Origin of the sequence: Paenibacillus sp. EKM301P (genome assembly GCF_011800295.1) — a bacterium.
GTDB lineage: Bacteria > Bacillota > Bacilli > Paenibacillales > Paenibacillaceae > Paenibacillus > Paenibacillus polymyxa.
Genome location: NZ_JAALFM010000004.1, coordinates 182535 through 201998 on the forward strand (window position 1 = coordinate 182535; position 19464 = coordinate 201998).

Sequence of the window (19464 nt, forward strand, 5' to 3'; positions counted from 1 at the left end):
TTCAGAAAATCCGGAAACCTATACATATATCCTGTGTTCCGGGCAGTTTAATGCTTGAAAGGGGAAGCACTCATGAAATTGCTACAGGCTCTCTTTTTCCCACCCGAGCAACCGGGAGGCGTTTCATCCATGATTCCATATTTGCAAGAGCGATTTACGTCCCCCCGTTGGGAAATGGAGTTATTTTCAATCCCTAAACGGATTCGTAACAAGGGTAGGGACGAAGTAATCTTTGATACCTTCGACTGGACGAGATATGAGCAATATCCTATCGTTCAAAAATATATTCAGACGTACCGTGATTATTTGTGGTGGACTCGGCTTCGTATTCAGAAGCCCTTTGACCTTATTCATGCTCATCATCCGATTGCCGGGCTAGCTATGAAAAACGTATTTCCTGATACCCCGCTCGTACAGACGATTCACTCTTCCTATGAGAAGGAGTTAATTCTGAACGGGAAAATAGAGGAGAACGGGCCTGAACACCAATTCTTAGTGTCACTGTACCGAGAAATGGAGCAGAAGGCGGATCGCCTGATAGCAGTATCGCAATCCTTTCAGCATTACTTAACACCTTATGTACAGCATCCGCAAGATGTTGTGGTTATTCCAAATGGATATGATGAGAAGCGATTTAAGCCCATTCCTCACGAAAATGAAGTGACACAGCTTATAACCGTTTGCCGACTTGTTCCCGCCAAAGGACTTGATATTCTATTACAGGCTTGCGCTGAGCTGAAAAAAAGAAATCAGGAATTTGTACTTCATATCATTGGTGATGGTCCGATTCGGCCTGAGATGGAAGAGATGGCGCGACAGCTAGATATATACCATGAGACGATTTTTTATGGATATACTCTTCACCCGGAAGAGTTTATGCCTTTCTTTGATGTATTTGTATTGCCTTCGCGGGCGGAGGCCTTTGGCTCCGTATTTGCAGAAGCGGCATTGAGCTGTCTGGCATTGGTAGGTACAGAAGTAGGGGGAATACCGGAGCAGATTGAAAATGGGGTAAATGGTCTGCTCGTGCCACCCGATAATCCGAAGGCACTGGCAGACGCATTAGAAAAGGTCATCGCTGACCCTGCCTATCGTTATGAACTGGCTAGATCTGCCTGCGACAAGGCTAAATCAAGCTATTCATTAAGTCGTGCTGTTAACGAACTGAAGAAAATGTATTTGAAATTTCCGCACTAACCATGACGGGTATCACCTGGTTTGGAATCAGAATGCCGAAAGCTGGAGCGAGGACGTGAGGAGCGGAAAGGTCTTCCGCGTCCTGCTAAGATCAGTTTACTGACCCACATCAGACTGAGCATTCCAAAAATAGGATAAAGCACAGATAACAGTGAGCTGAAGCCGAACTGACTGATTAAAAAACAGGTGAGCATAATGAATAATGTAATGAGCTTGGGCGAAATTTGGACATGCTGACGAATTTGTAGACTGACTCCATAAATGTCGGCCACAAAGGTACTGAAGATCTCCATGAAAATGAGTAGAATGTATATGATTTCAACAAGGGCGCCTAGACGGTAAGCAATGCTTCCCATAGGGATTTCAAATTGCTGAATGCCTGGCATTTGCGCTGACATGACAAAATGTGCAGCCATCAGCATAAAGCCAACACCAATTCCGCCCAAAACACCGCCCCAGCGGATCGTTTTACGGGAGAAAGTTTGGCTGCCTAGAGGGACAAGCACGGCCTGAGCCATAGCCAGATTGAAGGACGTGTACAGGAGCGGAGATATCCATGTGCGTAGCACACTGTGGTCTGTCGTATTCGTAATAAAGCTTTGCGGATTGGGCATGGAAAGGGTACTGTGAACGAGCAAAAGAGATATAGTGATCATCAGCGGGACAACAATGGTGTTCATATGCAAAATCGCTTTAATACCTTTATTCAGCAGCAAGTAAGTTCCGATTAGTGTAATGAGCAGTCCAGTCTGGTAGTGCAGGTGAAGGTGCTCCACAAAAACAGAGCCGGCTCCTGCCAGCATGACGCTGTTCACGCCAATCAGCACAATAAGTGTGAATATGCTGATCCATTTTCCGGCATTGGCACCAAAAAGGTGCTTGTTCAGATCCTCGTAGGAGCGGGCTGAAATATCATGAGCGATCAGCATCATTTTCGTACCCAACCATACAAATATGAGTGTGGACAGCATAATCGTGATTGTAGCCCAACGTCCATATTGCGTAAAGAATTGCAATATTTCTTGTCCGGTAGCGAAGCCGGCACCGACGATTGTACCAATGTATGTAAAAGCAATCTGAAAAACATGAATATTACGTTTCATTCCCAGTCCCCCCTTGCCTGCTTGAATAACGCTGCAGTGAGCATATAATACAAACTATGTTCAACTGAAATAGGACATGACTGGATGAGACTGAAAATAATTATACTGCATTTAATGAATAGCTTGACGGGAGCGTAATTTATGGGTCAAATCCTTGCATGGATACTGGAATACGGATATTTGGCAATGTTCGGCTTGCTTGCCCTTGGAGTAGCTGGTATGCCGATACCCGACGAAGTGCTAATGATCGCCTTTGGCGGGCTCGTGTCTCAAGGACACTACAACTTTATTGCTGCGCTGGCAGTCACATTTTTCGGTAGTATGACAGGCATGATGCTTAGCTACACATTAGGTCGTCTGCTGGGCAAACCACTATTGCACCGATACGGTAAATGGGTGAGGCTTACGCCCTCCAGGATTGCTTCTTCCGAAAATTGGTTCGGGCGCTATGGTACCTGGGGAATTTTGTTCGGATATTTTGTCCCCGGCTTGAGACATGTGTCATCCTATCTGGCAGGTACAACCCGTCTAGGTGTTTTTCGCTATATCGGCTATGCGTCAGCAGGAGCGTTGCTGTGGTGTGGTACATTTTTGGGGATCGGGCATGCGGTGGGCATGCACTGGGAACAGGTGGCTAAGCTGATGGAGAAGGTGACTCATCGGGTGGGCCTGATCGTTATTCTTTTAATCGTTTTGGGAGGAATCACCGCATGGTTCTGGAACAAACGTAAAAAAAATATCACATGAATGCATGGAAAACAGGCTATAGCTTGAAAGCGACGGGTGAAGTATGGTACTTTTACCGCATAGGAATGCCGTGGGAGGTCATGGAATGGAAGTACTAAAGAAACGAATTTTAAATGAAGGTGTGATTGCGTCAGATCAGGTACTAAAGCTGGATGGATTGCTTAATCACCAGGTTGATCCAGAGCTGACAATGGAAATGGGACGAGAGTTCGCAGACCGTTTCCGGGAAGAGAAGATCACCAGAGTAGTGACCGTGGAATCCTCAGGCATTGCCATCGGGTTTGCGACAGCGTTGGAGTTGGGTGTACCGTTGGTATTTGCTCGTCGTAAAAAGACTTTATTAGCTGATCCAGATGCGCTGTGTGAGCGTGTACCTTCGTTTACAAAAGGGATTGTCACAGATATTATGTTGTCTCGTCAATTTATTCATGAGCATGATCGTGTCTTGTTCATTGATGATATTATCGCTAATGGCGATGCGGCACGAGGCATGGTTAAAATTATTCAACGCTCCGGAGCGGAGTTGGTTGGATTCGGAGTTGCGGTTGAAAAAATGTTTCAGGCCGGAGCCAGAACCATTCGTGAGCAGGGCATTCGTGTAGAATCATTGGTTAAAATTTCGTCATTGGCTGACGGTAAGATAGAGTTTGCTGAATAGTAACAATTCGAAGCTTCGGATCCTTATTTCTAATAATAACCTTTGCATGAGCATCAATTTCGCTTATAATATATATAAGGTTTGGGAGAGGAGGCAGCAACATGGGGAATGAACAATTGACCGAACAGTTTTTTCTGGAAAAACTGGCAGCGGCTAAAGTGCATTTTGAACGCGCCTTGGATTGTAAGCATACGGAATTCGACGATTTGTATCCCTATATGATTGAACATCCTCAGTTTTTTTGGTATAAACGCTATGTGGCCTGGTCTGAGTTGCTGACATTGGTTAACCTATGCGAAGAATTGTCTTTCTCTTGGAAAGAAGAATTTACTGCTCACCAAGTGGAGTATGTAGAACAGCGAGTGTTGTCTGCACAAGTGCTGGACTTCTGGTACGAGAAGAACGATACAAAAGAACATGATCACAGTGTAAATCAGTCGGGATAATTTGTTGCTCTGTTGGCAATCCATATAAGTAGTAAGCGGAAAGAGACCTAAATGATTCGTTTAGGTCTCTTTTTAAACTTTTTCATGCATATAAAATTATGGCCGTTGTGTTGAAAAAAATGGACAAGGAGGGGACATGAATGATAATGGACGAAGAATTGGATGCTTATCGACTTTCTGGTGAAAAGGTACGCGTCGTACGCGATGGATTGGAGTCCAACGATGTGGTTGGCATTGTACTGGCATGGGATGATGAACAGGTGCTTATTCGCCGCCAGAATCGACGTGTGGTCAAGTTGGATCGCAGCTATACATATCAGCCGTTCAGCGAGCCGCGACACAATCCGATAGATCTGGATTAAGAAACGAGTTCCCAATGGGGGATTGGCTAAAAAACGGGTGTTTCATTAGGCATACAGAAACTCTAAATCGGACACAGTAATGAAGGAAAACTCAACAGAGAGGGCGTGCTGTGTCAATGACGGTTATGGACGAAAAAGTACATGCATACAAGGATCAAATCAGCCATTTGGAAGATAAGTTGCCCGAGGTAGTTCATGCCTATCATCGCTTTACCGGAGAATGCTTTCAAGCCGGCAGTTTAGATGAAAAAACCAAGCAACTGATTGCGCTAGGTATTGGCTTATTTGCCAACAATGAGGTGTGTACGTTTTATCATGTGAATGAGGCGCGCTCCAAAGGAGCCAGTGATCAGGAGATTATGGAGACCGTTGCTGTAGCTGCTGCAGTTGGTGGAGGACATGCTCTAAGTCAAGGGGTTACCCGTGTACAGAAGGCGTTACATTAAAGCGAATCATTCATACAGATAACTTATAATCGTAATAGCGGACATAGATTGATCTCAACAAATGATGGTTATGAAAAGAAGCTTCCGAGCACAGTTAGTGCCTGCGGAAGCTTCTTTTTGCGTGTAGTGCGGGGATTATGCTCTTTTACTTGCAGCAAAAGCAGCAGGGCGAGGGGATTTATGCTTGTAGGCAGAAGAGGATGCAACCCAACTTCGCCCAACAACGCGTAGGGGTTTGGGGGTTGAGTTATTGGGTAATTCGGGGCGATATTTCTCTGGTAAAGGTAGAGCTGCCGTATGAGGCAAAGAGGTAGGGAGCCCCAAATAAGCTCGCATTCGTTCATACATTTCTTTGCGGAATGCGGACATAGGCATACGGAACTGTTCTTTGACGCCTTTATATATATAGGTGGCGTGAACGCCGGAGTGGTTTTGTTGGATGTCTAGAACACGAATTTGATACTTCTTAAATTCATGTTTGATTTCAGATAGCAGGATTCCGGTACGATCTATTCCTGCGTTAACCATTTCGACATAAAGATCAGGGGTTTTCAGCACGCCGCTTTCCTCAAGAATTAGACTGTCACGCTCAAATACTTTTTGAATAAAGGTAAGGAGCAGATAACTTTTCACAAGAGAGCATGGATGCTGAGTAGTATCTGAAGAGATCATTACCATTCACCGCCTTAGGGAAATGTGATGATAATTCATAGTCATCGAAGTGAAAGAACATAAGTTAATAGGAACTCATGTTCTTATATTATCGTATTATTCCTTTTTTATCAAGAATAAATAAAGATAAATAAAAGGTTTGACAACTTTATTTGAGCATGGTATGATCTATCTTGTCGCTAAGAAAGATTGATTCTTTTGAAATAGACGACAAATATATATGCGGTCGTGGCGGAATTGGCAGACGCGCACGGTTCAGGTCCGTGTGGGCTAACCCCCCGTGGAGGTTCGAGTCCTCTCGACCGCATCCATTCAAAAAAGGTTTATAGAATTGCTCTCGGAGCAGTTTTATAAACCTTTTCTTATGTTTCGGAGTTATTGCAGATTTCCCAGGAAGGACAATGTAAGGACTTGAATTTTATTCAAGTCCTTGAGCAATTCTTTTATAAGTTCAATTTTTAAGATATGATAGAAAGTAACACGTTTTATAATGAAGCTATTGAAAGGTTGGATGGAAGATGGAGAAAGCAACTTTTGCAGGTGGGTGCTTCTGGTGTATGGTGACTCCGTTTGAGGAGCAGCCGGGGATTCATAGTATTGTCTCAGGCTATACTGGAGGGATGATTGCCAATCCGACCTACGAACAGGTTAAAACAGGAACAACAGGGCACTATGAGGTGGTGCAGATTACATTTGATCCTGAGCTGTTTCCTTATGAAAAGCTACTTGAATTGTATTGGCCGCAAACAGATCCTACCGACGGAGAAGGTCAATTTCAGGACCGAGGCACACAATATAAACCTGCCATTTTTTATCATTCGGAGCAGCAACGAGAGCTTGCACAACAATCCAAGGAACAGTTGGCACAAAGCGGACGTTTTGATAAGCCAATTGTAACGGAGATTCTTCCCGCTTCGATTTTTTATCCGGCAGAGGAGTATCATCAGGATTACCACAAAAAGAATGTGAGGCATTATAAGGAAGATCGAGCCCAATCTGGTCGTGATGAGTTTATCGACAAAAACTGGTGAATAGCTTTAATATACGTTATTACGCACACTATAAGGCAGATCAGAGATTATATCTCAGATCTGCCTTATACATATTTAAACGGTTTTACTCACACAATGAAGGGACAGAGAAGGAGGCTGACCCGCAAATGAGTACACGACGGAAGTTGCACCTGAGAAATATAATAAAAAAAGCTTTAAAGGCATCACGCAGCCGGAAGGATTCGTCTTATGCGCTTATACACCATGCAAGATCTAGAATGCAAATAATTGTAGTGCTTTGTATTTCAGTCTGTTTGTTATTTATGGACTGTAGAACTACTTTTGCTGAAGCGATAGACCAACAGAACCAGTGGCAAAAGAGGGTTGCCGTCATTATTGACGATCTAGGAAACAATATGAAAGGTACCGAGGAGATTTTAAATTTACCCGTCAAAATCACCGTTGCTGTCATGCCCTTCCTGCCAACAACCAAACGGGACGCTATGGAAGCGCATAAGCGTGGTCATGATGTTATCGTACATCTTCCAATGGAGCCCAAGCAAGGCAAGCCTGAATGGCTTGGACCTGGAGCAATCAAGGCTAATATGACGGATGAAGAAGTACGCGCCAAGGTGACAGCAGCTATTAAGGATGTTCCGTATGCCATAGGAATGAATAACCATATGGGCTCCAAGATCACCTCAGACAAGCGCATTATGTCCATTGTGCTTGATGTGTGTAAGGAATATGGACTATTTTTTGTTGATAGCCGTACTAATTATTGGTCAGTGGTGCCTGAACTTGCCGCTAAAAAGGGAATGCCACCGGTGCGAAATGATGTTTTTTTGGATGATGTTCATACACTCGCTCATGTGAATCGGCAACTTAGTAAAGTGGTCGAATGGTTGGCAGAGCACGACACCTGTGTAACGATTGGACATGTCGGCGTGTCCGGCATGTATACCTCCTCAGGGCTTCATTCATCGGTCCCTAAATTAAAGGAGCATGCACAATTTGTCGGTATTAGCGATCTGGTGCGTGATGTATGGGGATGGACAGGAGACCCAGCCACGAATACTACCATGCCGTCAGATGCGCAATAATGCCTTCGGCAATAGCTTCAGCAATCCTTTTTTGACCGTGATCCCCGGAAAGCATGGCTCTGTCCTGCTCGTTGCTGATAAATCCGGTTTCCACTATTACAGCGGGATGTTGGATTTTATTCAGAAGATAAAAGGGTTTTCCATATATGGTTTGTCTATTCATGCAAAATAAGCGGTTTAATGAATGCTGAATCCGTTCAGCTAACAGATAGCTGCTGCCTTCATCCTGATACAGCACAATGGGTCCGCGTTTTTCGGCACGTTTGGTCCAATTGACATGCAGACTGACAACCAAAGAAGTAGGCAGTTGCTCTGTCAGGCTTTTACGTTGGGCGAGATCTTTAAGATGCCGCGATTTGGACTGCAACCAACGGTTATCATCACTCAGTGCGTAGTCCTTGTCCCGATTCAGGACAGCAGGGTAACCCTGGGAACGTAAGATCAAGTATAGTTTTTGAGCAATAGCAAGATTGATATCTTTTTCCAGAAGTCCTTTGTGACTTGCTCCACCATCCACACCACCATGACCTACATCTATCAGGACCACGGGTTTGGCAAAAGCGTGATAGGACCGGTTAAACGGGGGTTCTGTATGCTTGTTTATTTCGGTGCTTTTCTCTTCAGGCTGAGTAGTTGCATAAGCAAACGGGGTAAATACAGCACTACAAAGGAGGCAAAAACTTAACCCCAGCCCGGCCAGGCACATCTTCTTTAACTTTTTATTCAACACGTTCTATTCCTCCAATGGACGAATTGATTGTTTACTGAAAACCATGCATAACAGACGTCAAACCTAAAGTAGCGTAGCTGTCTTCAAATATAACAATAAGCCTTGAGGAAACTGTTATATTGAAGATAGTATGTTCCATTTAAGGGAAACCATGCATAGTTATCCCGCAAGGGTTAGAGCTGCTGAAAACTGTGCAAGCTAGTGGTATCTGAACCTAACGTGTAATTTGGTATTTCCAAGATACGGTGATCGGAAATGTTAGGTCAGATGAAGGAGGTCATGGAGGATGGCGAAGAGTGACGAACTGGTGACGTATATTACAGAGCGGATTGTGCGTTATATGGAAACGCCGCGCGATGTTCGACGCAGCCAAAAACAAGCCAAGGAGCCGTGGGTAAGCAAATGGTTTGGAATGTTGCCTCTCGCTCTAAAAATGTGGATAAAATCCACACGCAGAGGGCGAAGAGAGCAACGTTAAACACGCCAAAGAGACCACAAGAGGCATGGGTATGCCATTTGAGGTCTCTTTTTATGTTGTTTAGGGATAATTTCGAATTATTTTTAATGGTCCTAAAACTACTAAGATTCCAAACGGTAAAATTGACCATGAGGCAACAGTTGTTTTAGGGGCACAAATCGGGAAAGACCATCGTGGTAGGTTAATGCATATAAAATGGGTTCGGACGGATGATCTGTAGATACCCAAGCTTGAAACCCGCTAATGGATAAGGGTCCCCCAAAGGCAAAATTGATGCTTGTGGCTGAAAAAATCATACGTGGTGAATTACTTAGCGCGTCCATAAATTGGTCTGTGTCATGAATGGAAAGTTTTTGCTTAGGTTGAAGCCAGCCCAGATCCTCATAGGGATCGAAAGGATCAGACGAGACAGTAACTGCTTGGGCCTGAGTTTTCAAAAAGGGTATAGATGAATAAATCGCGTTGTTCTGAAACTTATATTTCCAGCTCCCATCTGTTACTTCTGCAGGTAGCGGATCGCCAGTAACAGCATCAATACCTATTTGGCTACCCGTAGAGGAACGTACCTGCCAGTAGGCTAATAGAGGTTCCTCATACATAGGTGTAATTTGTAGCTTGTCGATAGAAGAAAATTCGGTTTCTGTGAGCGACTTCAGGGATTGGCGAAGTATATCCATACTATAAGGTCCGCCTGGCCCATTCCCGTATTCGTTGAGTTGATAAGCGCCGTTTGAGTCTGATCCGATAATCAGGTAGCCAATGTATTCTCCTGCATGGTTCACTTGAACAAGCCAGCTATGGGTTCCAGGTCCGAGCGAATGGTAGCTGAGTTCGGCGTCTTTCCACGAAGCAAAAGGGGGTTGCGACGATAGAGATTGGACGGTATCGCTCGCTGTCCGTTTCACGTCCTCAGGCACCCCTTGCCGCTGAGTAGGAGGCTTTGATGAAACGTCACCCGGGGATGTGGAAGAAGTAGTAGGGCTCCTGGATTCCATTGTAGGAACCTGGGAGCTTTCGTTGTAGTTGGATGCTGAGCTTACATTGCTTTCTTGAACGGCAGAGGGAGCCGCATGAATGGAAGCGAACGGACAGACTGCGGACAGGCCGATCAGCACAGCTGCGATCATACCTACGCTATAATGCCCGGAATGATTTTTTTTCAATGGAATCCACCTTTCTGTCGGATGGCTTGCCGACGGAGGCATTCTTTTTTAACTAGCATACAGCTTGTCCGATGAAAAGACTGCTGCACTCTGTCGGCGCAAATGTCGTATCCAGGTTCGCTTTTTGCTGTCGATACATAGGAGACAGGTTAGACTATGCTTGTGTTTGCAGCAGCAGAAACTGATGTAGGCTGAAGCAAGATGTTACAACTTGACGACATGTCTGCAACTAACCTGCGAAGGAGCGTGAGATATCAGTTACCGCAGATGAAATATGCCGCAGTTAATGGCGGATACGAGTACCTTTGGCTCATATTGCCATACCATTTCTTTACGACGGGCTTGATGCTGCTCTAATACGGATTCTTTTTTATCCTCTTCCTCTTCCTCTTCCTCTTTCTGTTCCTTGATTAGATCTTCGTAGTAGTGGTCAATAACCTCTAGCTCCTCGCGCAGTCGTTCCTTCGCCTGCTCAGCCCAACCATAATCTTGTTGTCGGAGCTGTTCGGTGAGATAGCTTTCAAGCGAGGTGGAAGCTTCATGGACAGATAGCTGCGCTGGCTGTACATGCATATTGCCTGCCAGCAGCGGGCTGAGCTGCCGGGTTTCGAGCATAGCGCCAAAATTGGCTACAATAGTGCCACTTTTGAGTGAAATACCTAGCCACTGAAGTTCCTCGCGCTTCAAATCGCAGGCAAACTCAATCTTGTAGCAGACGCTGAGCCAAGCTTCGTAGACTACAGGAGAACGGGCAGACAACTGACGGGCATCCGGCTGCTCGAACAAATAAACATATTTTCCTCCATCCCGAGCAGCTTCAAAAATTTGATGCAGCCGACGGCTTCCGTATCGGAGTTCCTCCTGCATAATGCGACCAGGCCCTAATTGCGGTAACGTCGGTACATGACCGAAGTAACGCCCCATGACCTGATCTTGTGCTGCGTTGCCAGCTACAGGAGCTGGTGGCGTCTGATCCGCTAAACGTTCCTGTTCTGTCCGATAGGCTTCCCCATCAAAGATGAATGTGAAGGACATGGTTTGCGCTGGAACGCCAGTACGCTCTACGTATCCCCAATAGTAGGGGCGATTTGTCAAGGCTTTATCTGCCTCTGGAGACAGCTTGACAGTTACATGGTGGGGAGACCTCTCAATGATGCTGCACCCAGTAGATTCCAGATAAGTGTGGACAAAACGCTGGACTTGCTGTGCATTCATAGTCAAGGCTAGCGCCCCCCTTTCACACTGCGTCGAGCTTTGGTTGGAGGAACTGCATCACCTGCTAAGCCTAACAAATCCTCGGTAACACTTGAGCTTACTCCTGTTAGCCGTCCTTTAAGCTGTTTTGTTCCAGGTGACTTATCCGGTGCTACATTTGGAGAGACTGACGGGTCTGTGCGTATTTGTGCTATTTCTTGTTTGATGGAATCCAGCGAGTGGCCCAACTTTTGCATTTTTCTACGAATTTCATCATCACTACTGGACTCAAGCATGATTTTATATAAACTTTTTTCAATGGATTCTTTTTTCTCAAACTTTTCCAGAATAACGTCCAATCCGCCAATGACCATCTCAAACATATTAATCTTTTCATGCAGTAGGTGCAGGATATGCTCTTCAATCGTTCCGGTAGTGGATAGGTTGAAGATATTTACGTCATGCTTCTGTCCAAGTCGATGCACCCGTCCAATCCGCTGTTCCACGCGCATGGGATTCCACGGCAAATCGAAGTTAATCATGTGGTGACAAAATTGCAGATTAATGCCTTCACCGCCTGCCTCAGTAGCAATCATGACCTGAATGCGACCACGGAACAGATCCATCATCCAATCTTTGCGGCCCCGGTTCATACCGCCTCGGTAAGGAACAGCAGACAGCCCGCGATCACGGAAATAGTTTAGCAAATACTCTTGTGTGGCCCGATATTCTGTAAAAATAATCACTTTTTCGTTCATCTTCCGGATGAGCTCCAGTGCTTTTTCTGCTTTGGAATTGGCCTTGATCGCTTTAATGTGTGCGACCAAGTCCCAAACACGATCGCGTAGGGGAGAGTCAGGAGCCATCTTTTTGGACAAATTGACCAGCGTGACGAACACAGCGTCCCGGCTACTGCACACCTCCCGTTGAAGGGTAACGAGAGACAGCATGCTACTTAAATTTCCGCCATTCGCCTGATATTGTTCTTTGACAAAAGAGGTCACCCCATCGTACAGCGCTTGCTCTTCTGGCGAGAGTTCCAAGTGAATGTTGGAAACATTTCGTTTAGTGAATTGAACCGGACCTTCCCCGCGACGATTGCGGATCATGACTTTAGACAGCTCATCCTTGAGCTGGTCTTCATTTTTGGGCAGACGTTTATCTACAACAAAGTTGGCTGAAAAATCGCCTTGTCTTCCCAATTGACCGGGCTTGAGTAACGTGATCAGATTAAACAGCTCAGATAGATCGTTTTGTACAGGTGTTGCTGTCAGGAGCAAACAATATTTTTTACGCAACTTCATAATGAACTGGTAGTTGGATGTTTTTTTATTCTTCAGCTTATGAGCCTCGTCAATAATGAGCAGGTCATAATCGGTATCTAGCAGGATGTTACTATGTGGCTCCCGTTTGGCCGTATCCATAGAGGCTACGACAACCTCGGAAGACCAGGAATACGCTTTTTTCTGGGCGACTGCGGGAATGCCGAATTTGCTATTCAGCTCACGCACCCATTGCAGAACCAGAGAAGCGGGTACAAGAATAAGCACTTTAGAAGCCAGCCCGCGAACCAGATATTCCTTAAGGATCATTCCGGCTTCAATCGTTTTGCCTAAACCGACCTCATCGGCAAGAATGGCACGTCCAGACATCTCAAACAGTACCTTTCGAGCGGTATCGAGTTGATGGGGCAGTGGAGTGAGGTCTTGCAAATGCTGAAGACATTGAAGCTCATCAAAGCTCGGCACCAGCTTGGCCTTTTCCGCCTCGATTGCCAGCTGATACAGATCCCAATCTCCCCAAGGACCTCCCTTGTGCAGGCGTTGGTCCAGCTCGTCCTGCCAGCTGCGGTCAAATTGTACCGGAACAGGCAATGGTGCTTGGCTTTGTGCGTGCTGGGAACTTGTCGGTTTGGCTTTCATGATGATTCCCTCCCTCCTAGTAGTAGCACCGTTGAAGCTCTTGGCTCTGTCACATATATGACATCTATTTTGCACAGATCGTAGATGTAGTATGGACGGAAAAAGATATCTTCATAACAGGAGGGATAAAATCCTTTAGCTGCCTTCCATTAACTTTTGGAGTTTACTTTCCGTAGAAGTTTGCGCATTGGGGGTATAAATACTGCAACGGAGATCGACACTGCCTTGTACTTGAAGGGAAGTCAGGTCAAATAACATTTTGCCAGCCTTGGCATGACGAAATTCAATGAGCACTTCTGGAGCGGAGCTTACCTCACTCTGATTCCAAAGCTCGTTAAACTCTGGGTAGGCCTGACTCATGTTTTGTATAAATTGAGCATACCAGGGGTCTGTCACGTATTGCCCGTAATAAGCGCGGAATATAGCGAGAAACCCCTTTACAAAGTGTTCCCAATTCACAGCCAGACTTTTAAACTCCTTTTTGGTAAATAGCAGTTCGATCATATTGCGCTGCTCGTGTGGTAGCTCGGCAAAATCCATAAAAACATGAGCAGCAGCTTCGTTCCAGCCGACAATATGGCAGCGCCGATCTGAAATTATAGCAGGACAGTAGTGCAACTCTTGTACGATCTTTTGCAAAGACGGAGAAATGATCGCCTGCTCTGCAGGAGTAGGAAGGTTATGAGACCCGGCTTCCAGCGCTAAATCGTACAAATATTTACGCTCATCCGTGTTCAGCTGCAAGGCAGCAGCAATAGCATCCAATACGGAGGCGGATACCTTAATATCCCGTCCCTGCTCCAGCCAGGTATACCAGGTTGTACTGACACCTGCCAGCTGAGCGACTTCTTCTCTGCGTAAACCTGGTGTTCTGCGACGTGACCCTGGAGGAAGACCAACCATATGCGGATGTAGGCGGGCCCTTTTTGTTTTAAGAAAAATAGATAGTGCTTCCAGACGTGCTTCCGTTTTCATTAGATATTTTCTCTCCATTCGATGAGTGTATCTGAAGTAATTAAATCAGGCGGCTTACTATAGTAGTGTTCATTATACCAGGATAAACAAACACTTGTAATAGGATAAGACGAGGGTAAAATGAGGATTATAAGTAAGCCATCAAGCAGGAGGAATGAATAGCTTATGCAAAGAGTAGTGATAACAGGTATGGGTGTCGTTTCGCCATTGGGCAATGAAGTAGGCACGCTGTGGAACAATTTGCTGGAAGGCAATTCAGGTATACGTAAAATAGATTCATTTGATGTGTCCGATTTAAAAGCGCAAATTGCTGGATTGGTACAGGATTTTGATGCAGAAAAGCAGTGGGGCCGTAAGGATGCCAGACGAATGGATCGATTTACCCAGTTTGCATTATATGCGGCAGAGCAAGCGCTCAAGGATTCTGGTCTGGAGCTGGATCACACTGATCTGGAGCGTGTAGGTGTCTATGTGGGGTCAGGAGTCGGCGGTTTGGATTCGTTGGTAGATAATGTGGACGTGCTGTTACATCGTGGTCCGGGTAGAGTTAGCCCAACGCTGGTACCTATGATGATCTCGAATATGGCTGCTGCACAAATAAGTATCGCGTTCGGAGCGATGGGTCCTACGCTTTCACCTGTAACGGCTTGTTCTATTGGGAACACTGCAATTGGAGAGGCGTTTCGGACCATTCGTACAGGAGATGCGGATGTCATTTTTGCCGGCGGAGCTGAAGCCGCAGTGTCCCGATTGGCCTTGGCAAGCTTCGCTAATGCAACTGCCTTGTCAACACGTAACGAGGAGCCTTCTACAGCAAGCCGACCGTTCGATCAGGATCGTGACGGCTTTGTCATGAGCGAAGGAGCGGGTATCCTGGTACTGGAGTCGCTGGAGCACGCTACCCGGCGTGGGGCGGAAATCTATGGTGAGGTCATCGGTTATGGAGCGAGTTCGGATGCCTATCATATGGTTGCACCGCATCCCGAAGGAACCGGAGCTTACCTAGCAATGAAAGCGGCCCTTCATTCGGCTCGCATCTCCCCTGAAGAAGTGGATGTGATCAGTGCCCATGCAACGAGTACGGCTGTAGGGGATATTGCTGAGACTTTGGCGATCCACAAGCTATTTGGTGAATATGCCTATCAGATTCCGGTTACCGCGAATAAGTCCATGCTAGGTCATATGCTAGGAGCGGCGGGCGGTGTCGAAGCAATTGCGCTTGTTCAAAGTCTTCGGGAAGGTATCATTCCGCCAACAATGCATCTAGACAATCCCGACCCTGCTTGCGATCTGGATTATGTACCTAACGAAGCACGCAATGCTCCACTAAATATTGGGTTATCTAATTCTTTCGGCTTTGGGGGTCATAATGCGGTCATTGTGCTGAAACGCTATGAGTCATAATACGTAATGAGTTTTGAACCTCAGGTGCTCTATCCGACTGGATCTAGCATTTGAGGTTATTTTAATTTAGGCATTATAGATTCAATTTAAATAAGAGATAGAGTAAGATGGAGGAAAACATTTGGAGGGACGGGAAACCATGATCATAATCAGGAACATAGAGCCAGCAGACGCTGAAGTATATTGGAATTTAAGACTGGAAGCCTTAAAAATGAACCCCGAAGCTTTTGGAACCTCCTACGAGGAAGCTGTACAAGTTTCGCTATCTGATGTAGTGAAGCAAATACAAAATAAGAGAGACCATTACATACTTGGTGCATTTACAAAGGATCATCAGCTGGCTGGCATGACCGGATTTAAAAGAGAACACAAAACAAAGACACAGCATAAAGGAACGATTTGGGGAGTTTATGTACTACCGATTTACCGAGGTCAGGGGATCGCTAAGAAACTTGTATTGGAAGTTATCAGTCGAGGTAAGAAAGTGGAAGGATTGAAACAAATCAATCTGAGTGTGGTGGCTGCCAATCAAGCAGCTGTCGAGCTTTATAGGAAATTGGGGTTTAAAACCTATGGTATTGAAAAGAACGCTTTGGAATATCAAGGTCAGGGATATGATGAGGAACTCATGGCTTATTTTTATTAAGGGTGAAAGGTTTTGAAAAACATGAAAATTGATCGATTGCTTTCTATCGTCATTTTGCTGCTGAAAAGAAATAGAATACAAGCAAAGGAACTCGCTGATTTGTATGAGGTTTCGATTCGGACGATTTATAGAGATATTGAAGCGATTAGTCTGGCTGGTATCCCAGTAGTAACTTTTCAGGGAGCAGGTGGAGGAATCGGCCTGATGGAAGGATATCGCCTGGATCGAAGTATGCTGACGGATCATGATATCAAGGACATTGTGATGGGCTTACAGAGTTTGTCCTCGTCGTTGGGCAGTCCCAACGTATCCCGGTTACTTCATAAATTTGAAAGCATTATACCAGAGTCTGAAAAAGAGCAATTTAGTGTCCGTACCACACAGTTTATCGTCGATCATTCGGGATGGGGAAATCAGTCTGTCCAGGAAGCTAAATTAATCAAGATAAAAGAGGCAATGAGTCAAGCCCGTACGGTTGCTTTTACCTATCGAAATGCGGAAGGGGCCCGAACAGAACGGGATGTGGAACCGCATACGCTTGTGCTGAAAGGGCAACAATGGTTTGTGTATGCGTATTGTCCCGACAGGGGGCAATTTCGGTTGTTCAAGCTTTCCCGTATGAATGAGCCTGTGGTTACAGAGACGGCTTTCATTCGCAGGGATCTTTCTAATGAAGTGCTGCCGTGGAATGAGGGGCGGATGACGGCATCCAGCGCTGTACAACCATTTACGCTACAATTTAACCGCACCTCAAGACATCTGGCGGAGGATTGGTTTGGTGTGGAAGCATTGAACGAGCAGGAGGAAGGGATTTACACGGTTTCAGTCCCGTTTCCTGAGGATGCGTGGGTGTACGGGTTTATTTTAAGCCTCGGACCGGATGTGATTGTCAAAGAACCAGCCCATTTGCGAGACAAGATTTATAAGATGGCGTTGCGTATTGCGTCTAATTATGAAGAAGAACAGGAATTATAGAATAATTATTAGACTAAAGTAAAACGAACCTGACCCATAGTTGTCAGGTTTGTTTCGTTATACTGGTGGCATACCAGATACGAATTGGCGAAAGGGGATTTACGAGAATGGATAAAGCTTGTCAAAGTTGCGGGATGCCACTGGAGCATGAGGGTCAATATGGGACGGATGCACAACATCATAATACAGATGAGTATTGCAAGTATTGTTACAAGGAAGGTGCATTTGTACAGCCTGACTTGACGATGGAGGGAATGATCCAGCAGTGTGTGCCGATCATGGTAGAAGAGGGGATGCAGGCAGAAGAGGCGATTTCGATGCTGCGTAATTATCTACCAAACTTGAAGAGGTGGCGATCTTCAGAGGATGCAGAGCTTCAATTTGATGGCCCCATTCGGGAGGAGTACCGAGGTGAAATCCATTTAATTGGACTAAAAGCACGTACAAATAATCAGAAGGAACAAACGTCCCACGGGATCATTCCAAACATGTGGGAACGTTTTGTAGGTGAGGATGTGGCAGGCCGGATCAGAGGTCCTCATGGACTTGCTTCCGTCTATGGTTGCTATACTGACTATGAAAATGGAGCTTTGGGCGAGTATACGTTTTTTATCGGAAAGGAAGCGGCTGAGGATTTCCAAGCTCCTGACGATCTTGAAGAACTTGTAATTCCGGCTGCACGCTACGCTATTTTTCAGGCAACCCATGAACCTTCTTCTGTCTTCCGTGTATGGCAGACAATTTGGGCATGGGCCGCGACGGGACAAGGGGAGCGGACCTACACAGGTGATTTTGAAGTGTATGGCAATCCAGATGAACCTGTTTTGATTTATATTGCAATCAAGTGATGGTTTACAGTGATAGAAGAGAACCGCCTAGGCCGTTGTTGAGGCCCAGGCGGTTTTTCGTTGATCCCATCCATATGGATGTACCATCAAGTTGAACGTCGAGTCATCGCCCAAAAAATGAGAGCCAGAGCACTGACACCCGCCCCCAATAGGCAAACTCCGTTCCACCTAGCATAGGTATACATGTGAGTGGAGGTAATGGCTCCAGTGGCGCTACCGATGGAATAAAAGATCATGTAGCCTGCGGTAAGTCGGCTCCGTGCTTCAGGGCGAACGTTGAAAATCAAGCTCTGGTTAGTGACATGTACAGCCTGTACGGCCAAATCCAAAAGAATGACACCAAGAGTTAAAGCGAATAGAGAATGCTCGGTGTAGCGTATAGGTAGCCAGGACAGCAGTAATACAACTAGTGCGGTACCTGTCGTTCGTTGTCCCAAGCCTTGATCAGCAAGTCGCCCTGCTTGGGCTGCTGCTAATGCTCCGGCGACTCCAGCCAGGCCGAAGGCCCCAATTGCAGTGTGTGAAAGAGACAATGGGGGAGCACTAAGAGGTAATACAAGCGAAGTCCACAATATGCTGAACGCTGTGAAAATAAGCAGCGCAAGGACAGCACGAATACGCAGAATTCGTTCTTGGACGAACAGTGCGATAACCGAGCGAAGCAACTGCCCATAGGAAAGTGTAGCGCTTGTGGGTTCGTTCTTTGGGAGTACTCGCAATAGAGCCACAGCCATAAACAGCGTAAGTATAGCAGAAATAAGGTAAACTGAACGCCAGCCTGCCAGATCAGTTAATACACCAGCAATGGTTCGTGCGAGTAAAATGCCGATAACGACTCCGCTGGTTACCAGCCCTACGACCTGCCCGCGTTCAGTCGGATGAGCCAAGGTCGAGGCGAATGCCACGAGTGTTTGAGTCACTACAGCCAGCAGCCCAACCATTGCCATGCCCATAAGCAGTATTGTACGGGTAGGGGCAAAGCTAACCAGGATTAATGCCAGCACAGATAGCAGCATCTGTCCTGTAATCAAGCGCCGCCTGTTCAAGAGATCGCCAAGCGGGACGAGTAGCAGCAGTCCTAACGCATAACAAATTTGCGTGACGGTAATAACGATACCGACCGATGAGTGTGTAATGCCAAACTCGTGCGCCAGCGCATCCAGTAATGGCTGTGCATAGTAAATGTTAGCGACAGCCAGCCCGCAGGCTATGGCAAACAAGAGCGCCACAGACCGGGACAGGACCGGAACGGGAGCTATTTCGGCAGTGTTGGCTACCGTTTGATGGGGGAGTAGTATCGCTTTTTCTTCTGACGTTTTCATTTTCACATACCACATCGCTTTCTGTGATTTACATACCAATCGGTATAATATACCGATCGGTATGTAATAATTTTAGGTCAA

At 45.9% G+C, this 19464-nt stretch carries 21 protein-coding genes and 1 tRNA gene; 14 read left to right on the plus strand and 8 right to left on the minus strand.

Annotated features, from left to right (window positions below; translation table 11 throughout):
• Positions 1-72 precede the first annotated feature (72 nt).
• Positions 73-1197, plus strand: coding sequence for a glycosyltransferase family 4 protein (locus HFD99_RS12270; protein ID WP_031463252.1), 1125 nt, complete (start codon positions 73-75; stop codon positions 1195-1197).
• Here HFD99_RS12270 and HFD99_RS12275 read toward each other — a convergent pair.
• Entirely contained in the window at positions 1194-2300 is a 1107-nt protein-coding gene (locus tag HFD99_RS12275) for a YkvI family membrane protein (RefSeq protein ID WP_016819752.1), read from the minus strand. The two genes, HFD99_RS12270 and HFD99_RS12275, sit on opposite strands and share 4 nt — an antisense overlap.
• Before the next feature lie 141 nt (positions 2301-2441).
• Between HFD99_RS12275 and HFD99_RS12280 the strand changes: the two genes are divergently transcribed.
• From HFD99_RS12280 to HFD99_RS12300, 5 genes are all read left to right on the plus strand, one after another.
• Positions 2442-3047 (plus strand): DedA family protein, encoded by a 606-nt coding sequence (locus HFD99_RS12280; RefSeq protein WP_016819753.1) that lies wholly within the window; start codon positions 2442-2444, stop codon positions 3045-3047.
• An 85-nt stretch (positions 3048-3132) separates the two neighbouring features.
• Positions 3133-3705 (plus strand): xanthine phosphoribosyltransferase, encoded by a 573-nt coding sequence (locus HFD99_RS12285; RefSeq protein ID WP_039277041.1) that lies wholly within the window; start codon positions 3133-3135, stop codon positions 3703-3705.
• A gap of 101 nt (positions 3706-3806) precedes the next feature.
• A complete protein-coding gene (locus HFD99_RS12290) occupies positions 3807-4151 on the plus strand; it encodes a hypothetical protein (protein WP_013370520.1) in 345 nt (114 codons plus the stop codon).
• 140 nt (positions 4152-4291) lie between these two features.
• Positions 4292-4513, plus strand: coding sequence for a hypothetical protein (locus HFD99_RS12295; protein ID WP_016819755.1), 222 nt, complete (start codon positions 4292-4294; stop codon positions 4511-4513).
• A gap of 116 nt (positions 4514-4629) precedes the next feature.
• Positions 4630-4959 (plus strand): carboxymuconolactone decarboxylase family protein, encoded by a 330-nt coding sequence (locus HFD99_RS12300; protein WP_016819756.1) that lies wholly within the window; start codon positions 4630-4632, stop codon positions 4957-4959.
• 135 nt (positions 4960-5094) lie between these two features.
• Here the strand turns inward: HFD99_RS12300 and HFD99_RS12305 are convergent, their stop codons facing one another.
• Entirely contained in the window at positions 5095-5631 is a 537-nt protein-coding gene (locus HFD99_RS12305; protein WP_039277044.1) for a hypothetical protein, read from the minus strand.
• Between the two features lie 222 nt (positions 5632-5853).
• Here HFD99_RS12305 and HFD99_RS12310 point away from each other — a divergent pair.
• The 3 genes from HFD99_RS12310 (at position 5854) to HFD99_RS12320 (ending at position 7726) form a co-directional block, all read left to right on the plus strand.
• Positions 5854-5938 (plus strand) — tRNA-Leu (locus HFD99_RS12310).
• Positions 5939-6149: 211 nt separating this feature from the next.
• Positions 6150-6662, plus strand: coding sequence for a peptide-methionine (S)-S-oxide reductase MsrA (gene msrA, locus HFD99_RS12315; RefSeq protein WP_039277047.1), 513 nt, complete (start codon positions 6150-6152; stop codon positions 6660-6662).
• 128 nt (positions 6663-6790) lie between these two features.
• Positions 6791-7726 carry a divergent polysaccharide deacetylase family protein gene (locus HFD99_RS12320; RefSeq protein WP_039277050.1) on the plus strand — a complete coding sequence of 312 codons (936 nt, stop codon included), beginning with the start codon at positions 6791-6793 and terminating at the stop codon, positions 7724-7726.
• Here HFD99_RS12320 and HFD99_RS12325 read toward each other — a convergent pair.
• The gene (locus HFD99_RS12325; protein WP_031463257.1) at positions 7701-8456 is read right to left on the minus strand and encodes an N-acetylmuramoyl-L-alanine amidase; all 756 of its coding nucleotides are present in this window, start codon (positions 8454-8456) and stop codon (positions 7701-7703) included. The two genes, HFD99_RS12320 and HFD99_RS12325, sit on opposite strands and share 26 nt — an antisense overlap.
• A 286-nt stretch (positions 8457-8742) precedes the next feature.
• On the opposite strand from HFD99_RS12325, the gene HFD99_RS12330 reads away from it, so the two are divergent.
• Positions 8743-8934 (plus strand): YqzE family protein, encoded by a 192-nt coding sequence (locus tag HFD99_RS12330; RefSeq protein WP_025364580.1) that lies wholly within the window; start codon positions 8743-8745, stop codon positions 8932-8934.
• A 101-nt stretch (positions 8935-9035) separates the two neighbouring features.
• Here HFD99_RS12330 and HFD99_RS12335 read toward each other — a convergent pair whose 3' ends face one another.
• From HFD99_RS12335 to HFD99_RS12350, 4 genes are all read right to left on the minus strand, one after another.
• Positions 9036-10097 carry a hypothetical protein gene (locus HFD99_RS12335; protein WP_123797078.1) on the minus strand — a complete coding sequence of 354 codons (1062 nt, stop codon included), beginning with the start codon at positions 10095-10097 and terminating at the stop codon, positions 9036-9038.
• Positions 10098-10355: 258 nt separating this feature from the next.
• Complete coding sequence (locus HFD99_RS12340; protein WP_031463259.1) at positions 10356-11318, minus strand: YqhG family protein; 963 nt, start codon at positions 11316-11318, stop codon at positions 10356-10358.
• Positions 11319-11320: 2 nt separating this feature from the next.
• The gene (locus tag HFD99_RS12345) at positions 11321-13213 is read right to left on the minus strand and encodes a DEAD/DEAH box helicase (RefSeq protein WP_123797080.1); all 1893 of its coding nucleotides are present in this window, start codon (positions 13211-13213) and stop codon (positions 11321-11323) included.
• Between the two features lie 135 nt (positions 13214-13348).
• Positions 13349-14188, minus strand: coding sequence for a helix-turn-helix transcriptional regulator (locus HFD99_RS12350; protein WP_031463261.1), 840 nt, complete (start codon positions 14186-14188; stop codon positions 13349-13351).
• Positions 14189-14353: 165 nt separating this feature from the next.
• On the opposite strand from HFD99_RS12350, the gene fabF reads away from it, so the two are divergent.
• From fabF to HFD99_RS12370, 4 genes are all read left to right on the plus strand, one after another.
• Positions 14354-15592, plus strand: coding sequence for a beta-ketoacyl-ACP synthase II (gene fabF, locus HFD99_RS12355; protein ID WP_031463262.1), 1239 nt, complete (start codon positions 14354-14356; stop codon positions 15590-15592).
• 139 nt (positions 15593-15731) lie between these two features.
• Positions 15732-16238 (plus strand): GNAT family N-acetyltransferase, encoded by a 507-nt coding sequence (locus HFD99_RS12360; RefSeq protein ID WP_031463263.1) that lies wholly within the window; start codon positions 15732-15734, stop codon positions 16236-16238.
• A 21-nt stretch (positions 16239-16259) separates the two neighbouring features.
• Positions 16260-17213, plus strand: a complete 954-nt coding sequence (locus tag HFD99_RS12365; RefSeq protein WP_185094016.1) for a helix-turn-helix transcriptional regulator — start codon at positions 16260-16262, stop codon at positions 17211-17213.
• 107 nt (positions 17214-17320) lie between these two features.
• Complete coding sequence (locus HFD99_RS12370; protein ID WP_025364588.1) at positions 17321-18061, plus strand: zinc ribbon domain-containing protein; 741 nt, start codon at positions 17321-17323, stop codon at positions 18059-18061.
• 86 nt (positions 18062-18147) lie between these two features.
• Here the strand turns inward: HFD99_RS12370 and HFD99_RS12375 are convergent, their stop codons facing one another.
• The gene (locus HFD99_RS12375; RefSeq protein WP_031463265.1) at positions 18148-19383 is read right to left on the minus strand and encodes an MFS transporter; all 1236 of its coding nucleotides are present in this window, start codon (positions 19381-19383) and stop codon (positions 18148-18150) included.
• Positions 19384-19464: the final 81 nt, after the last annotated feature.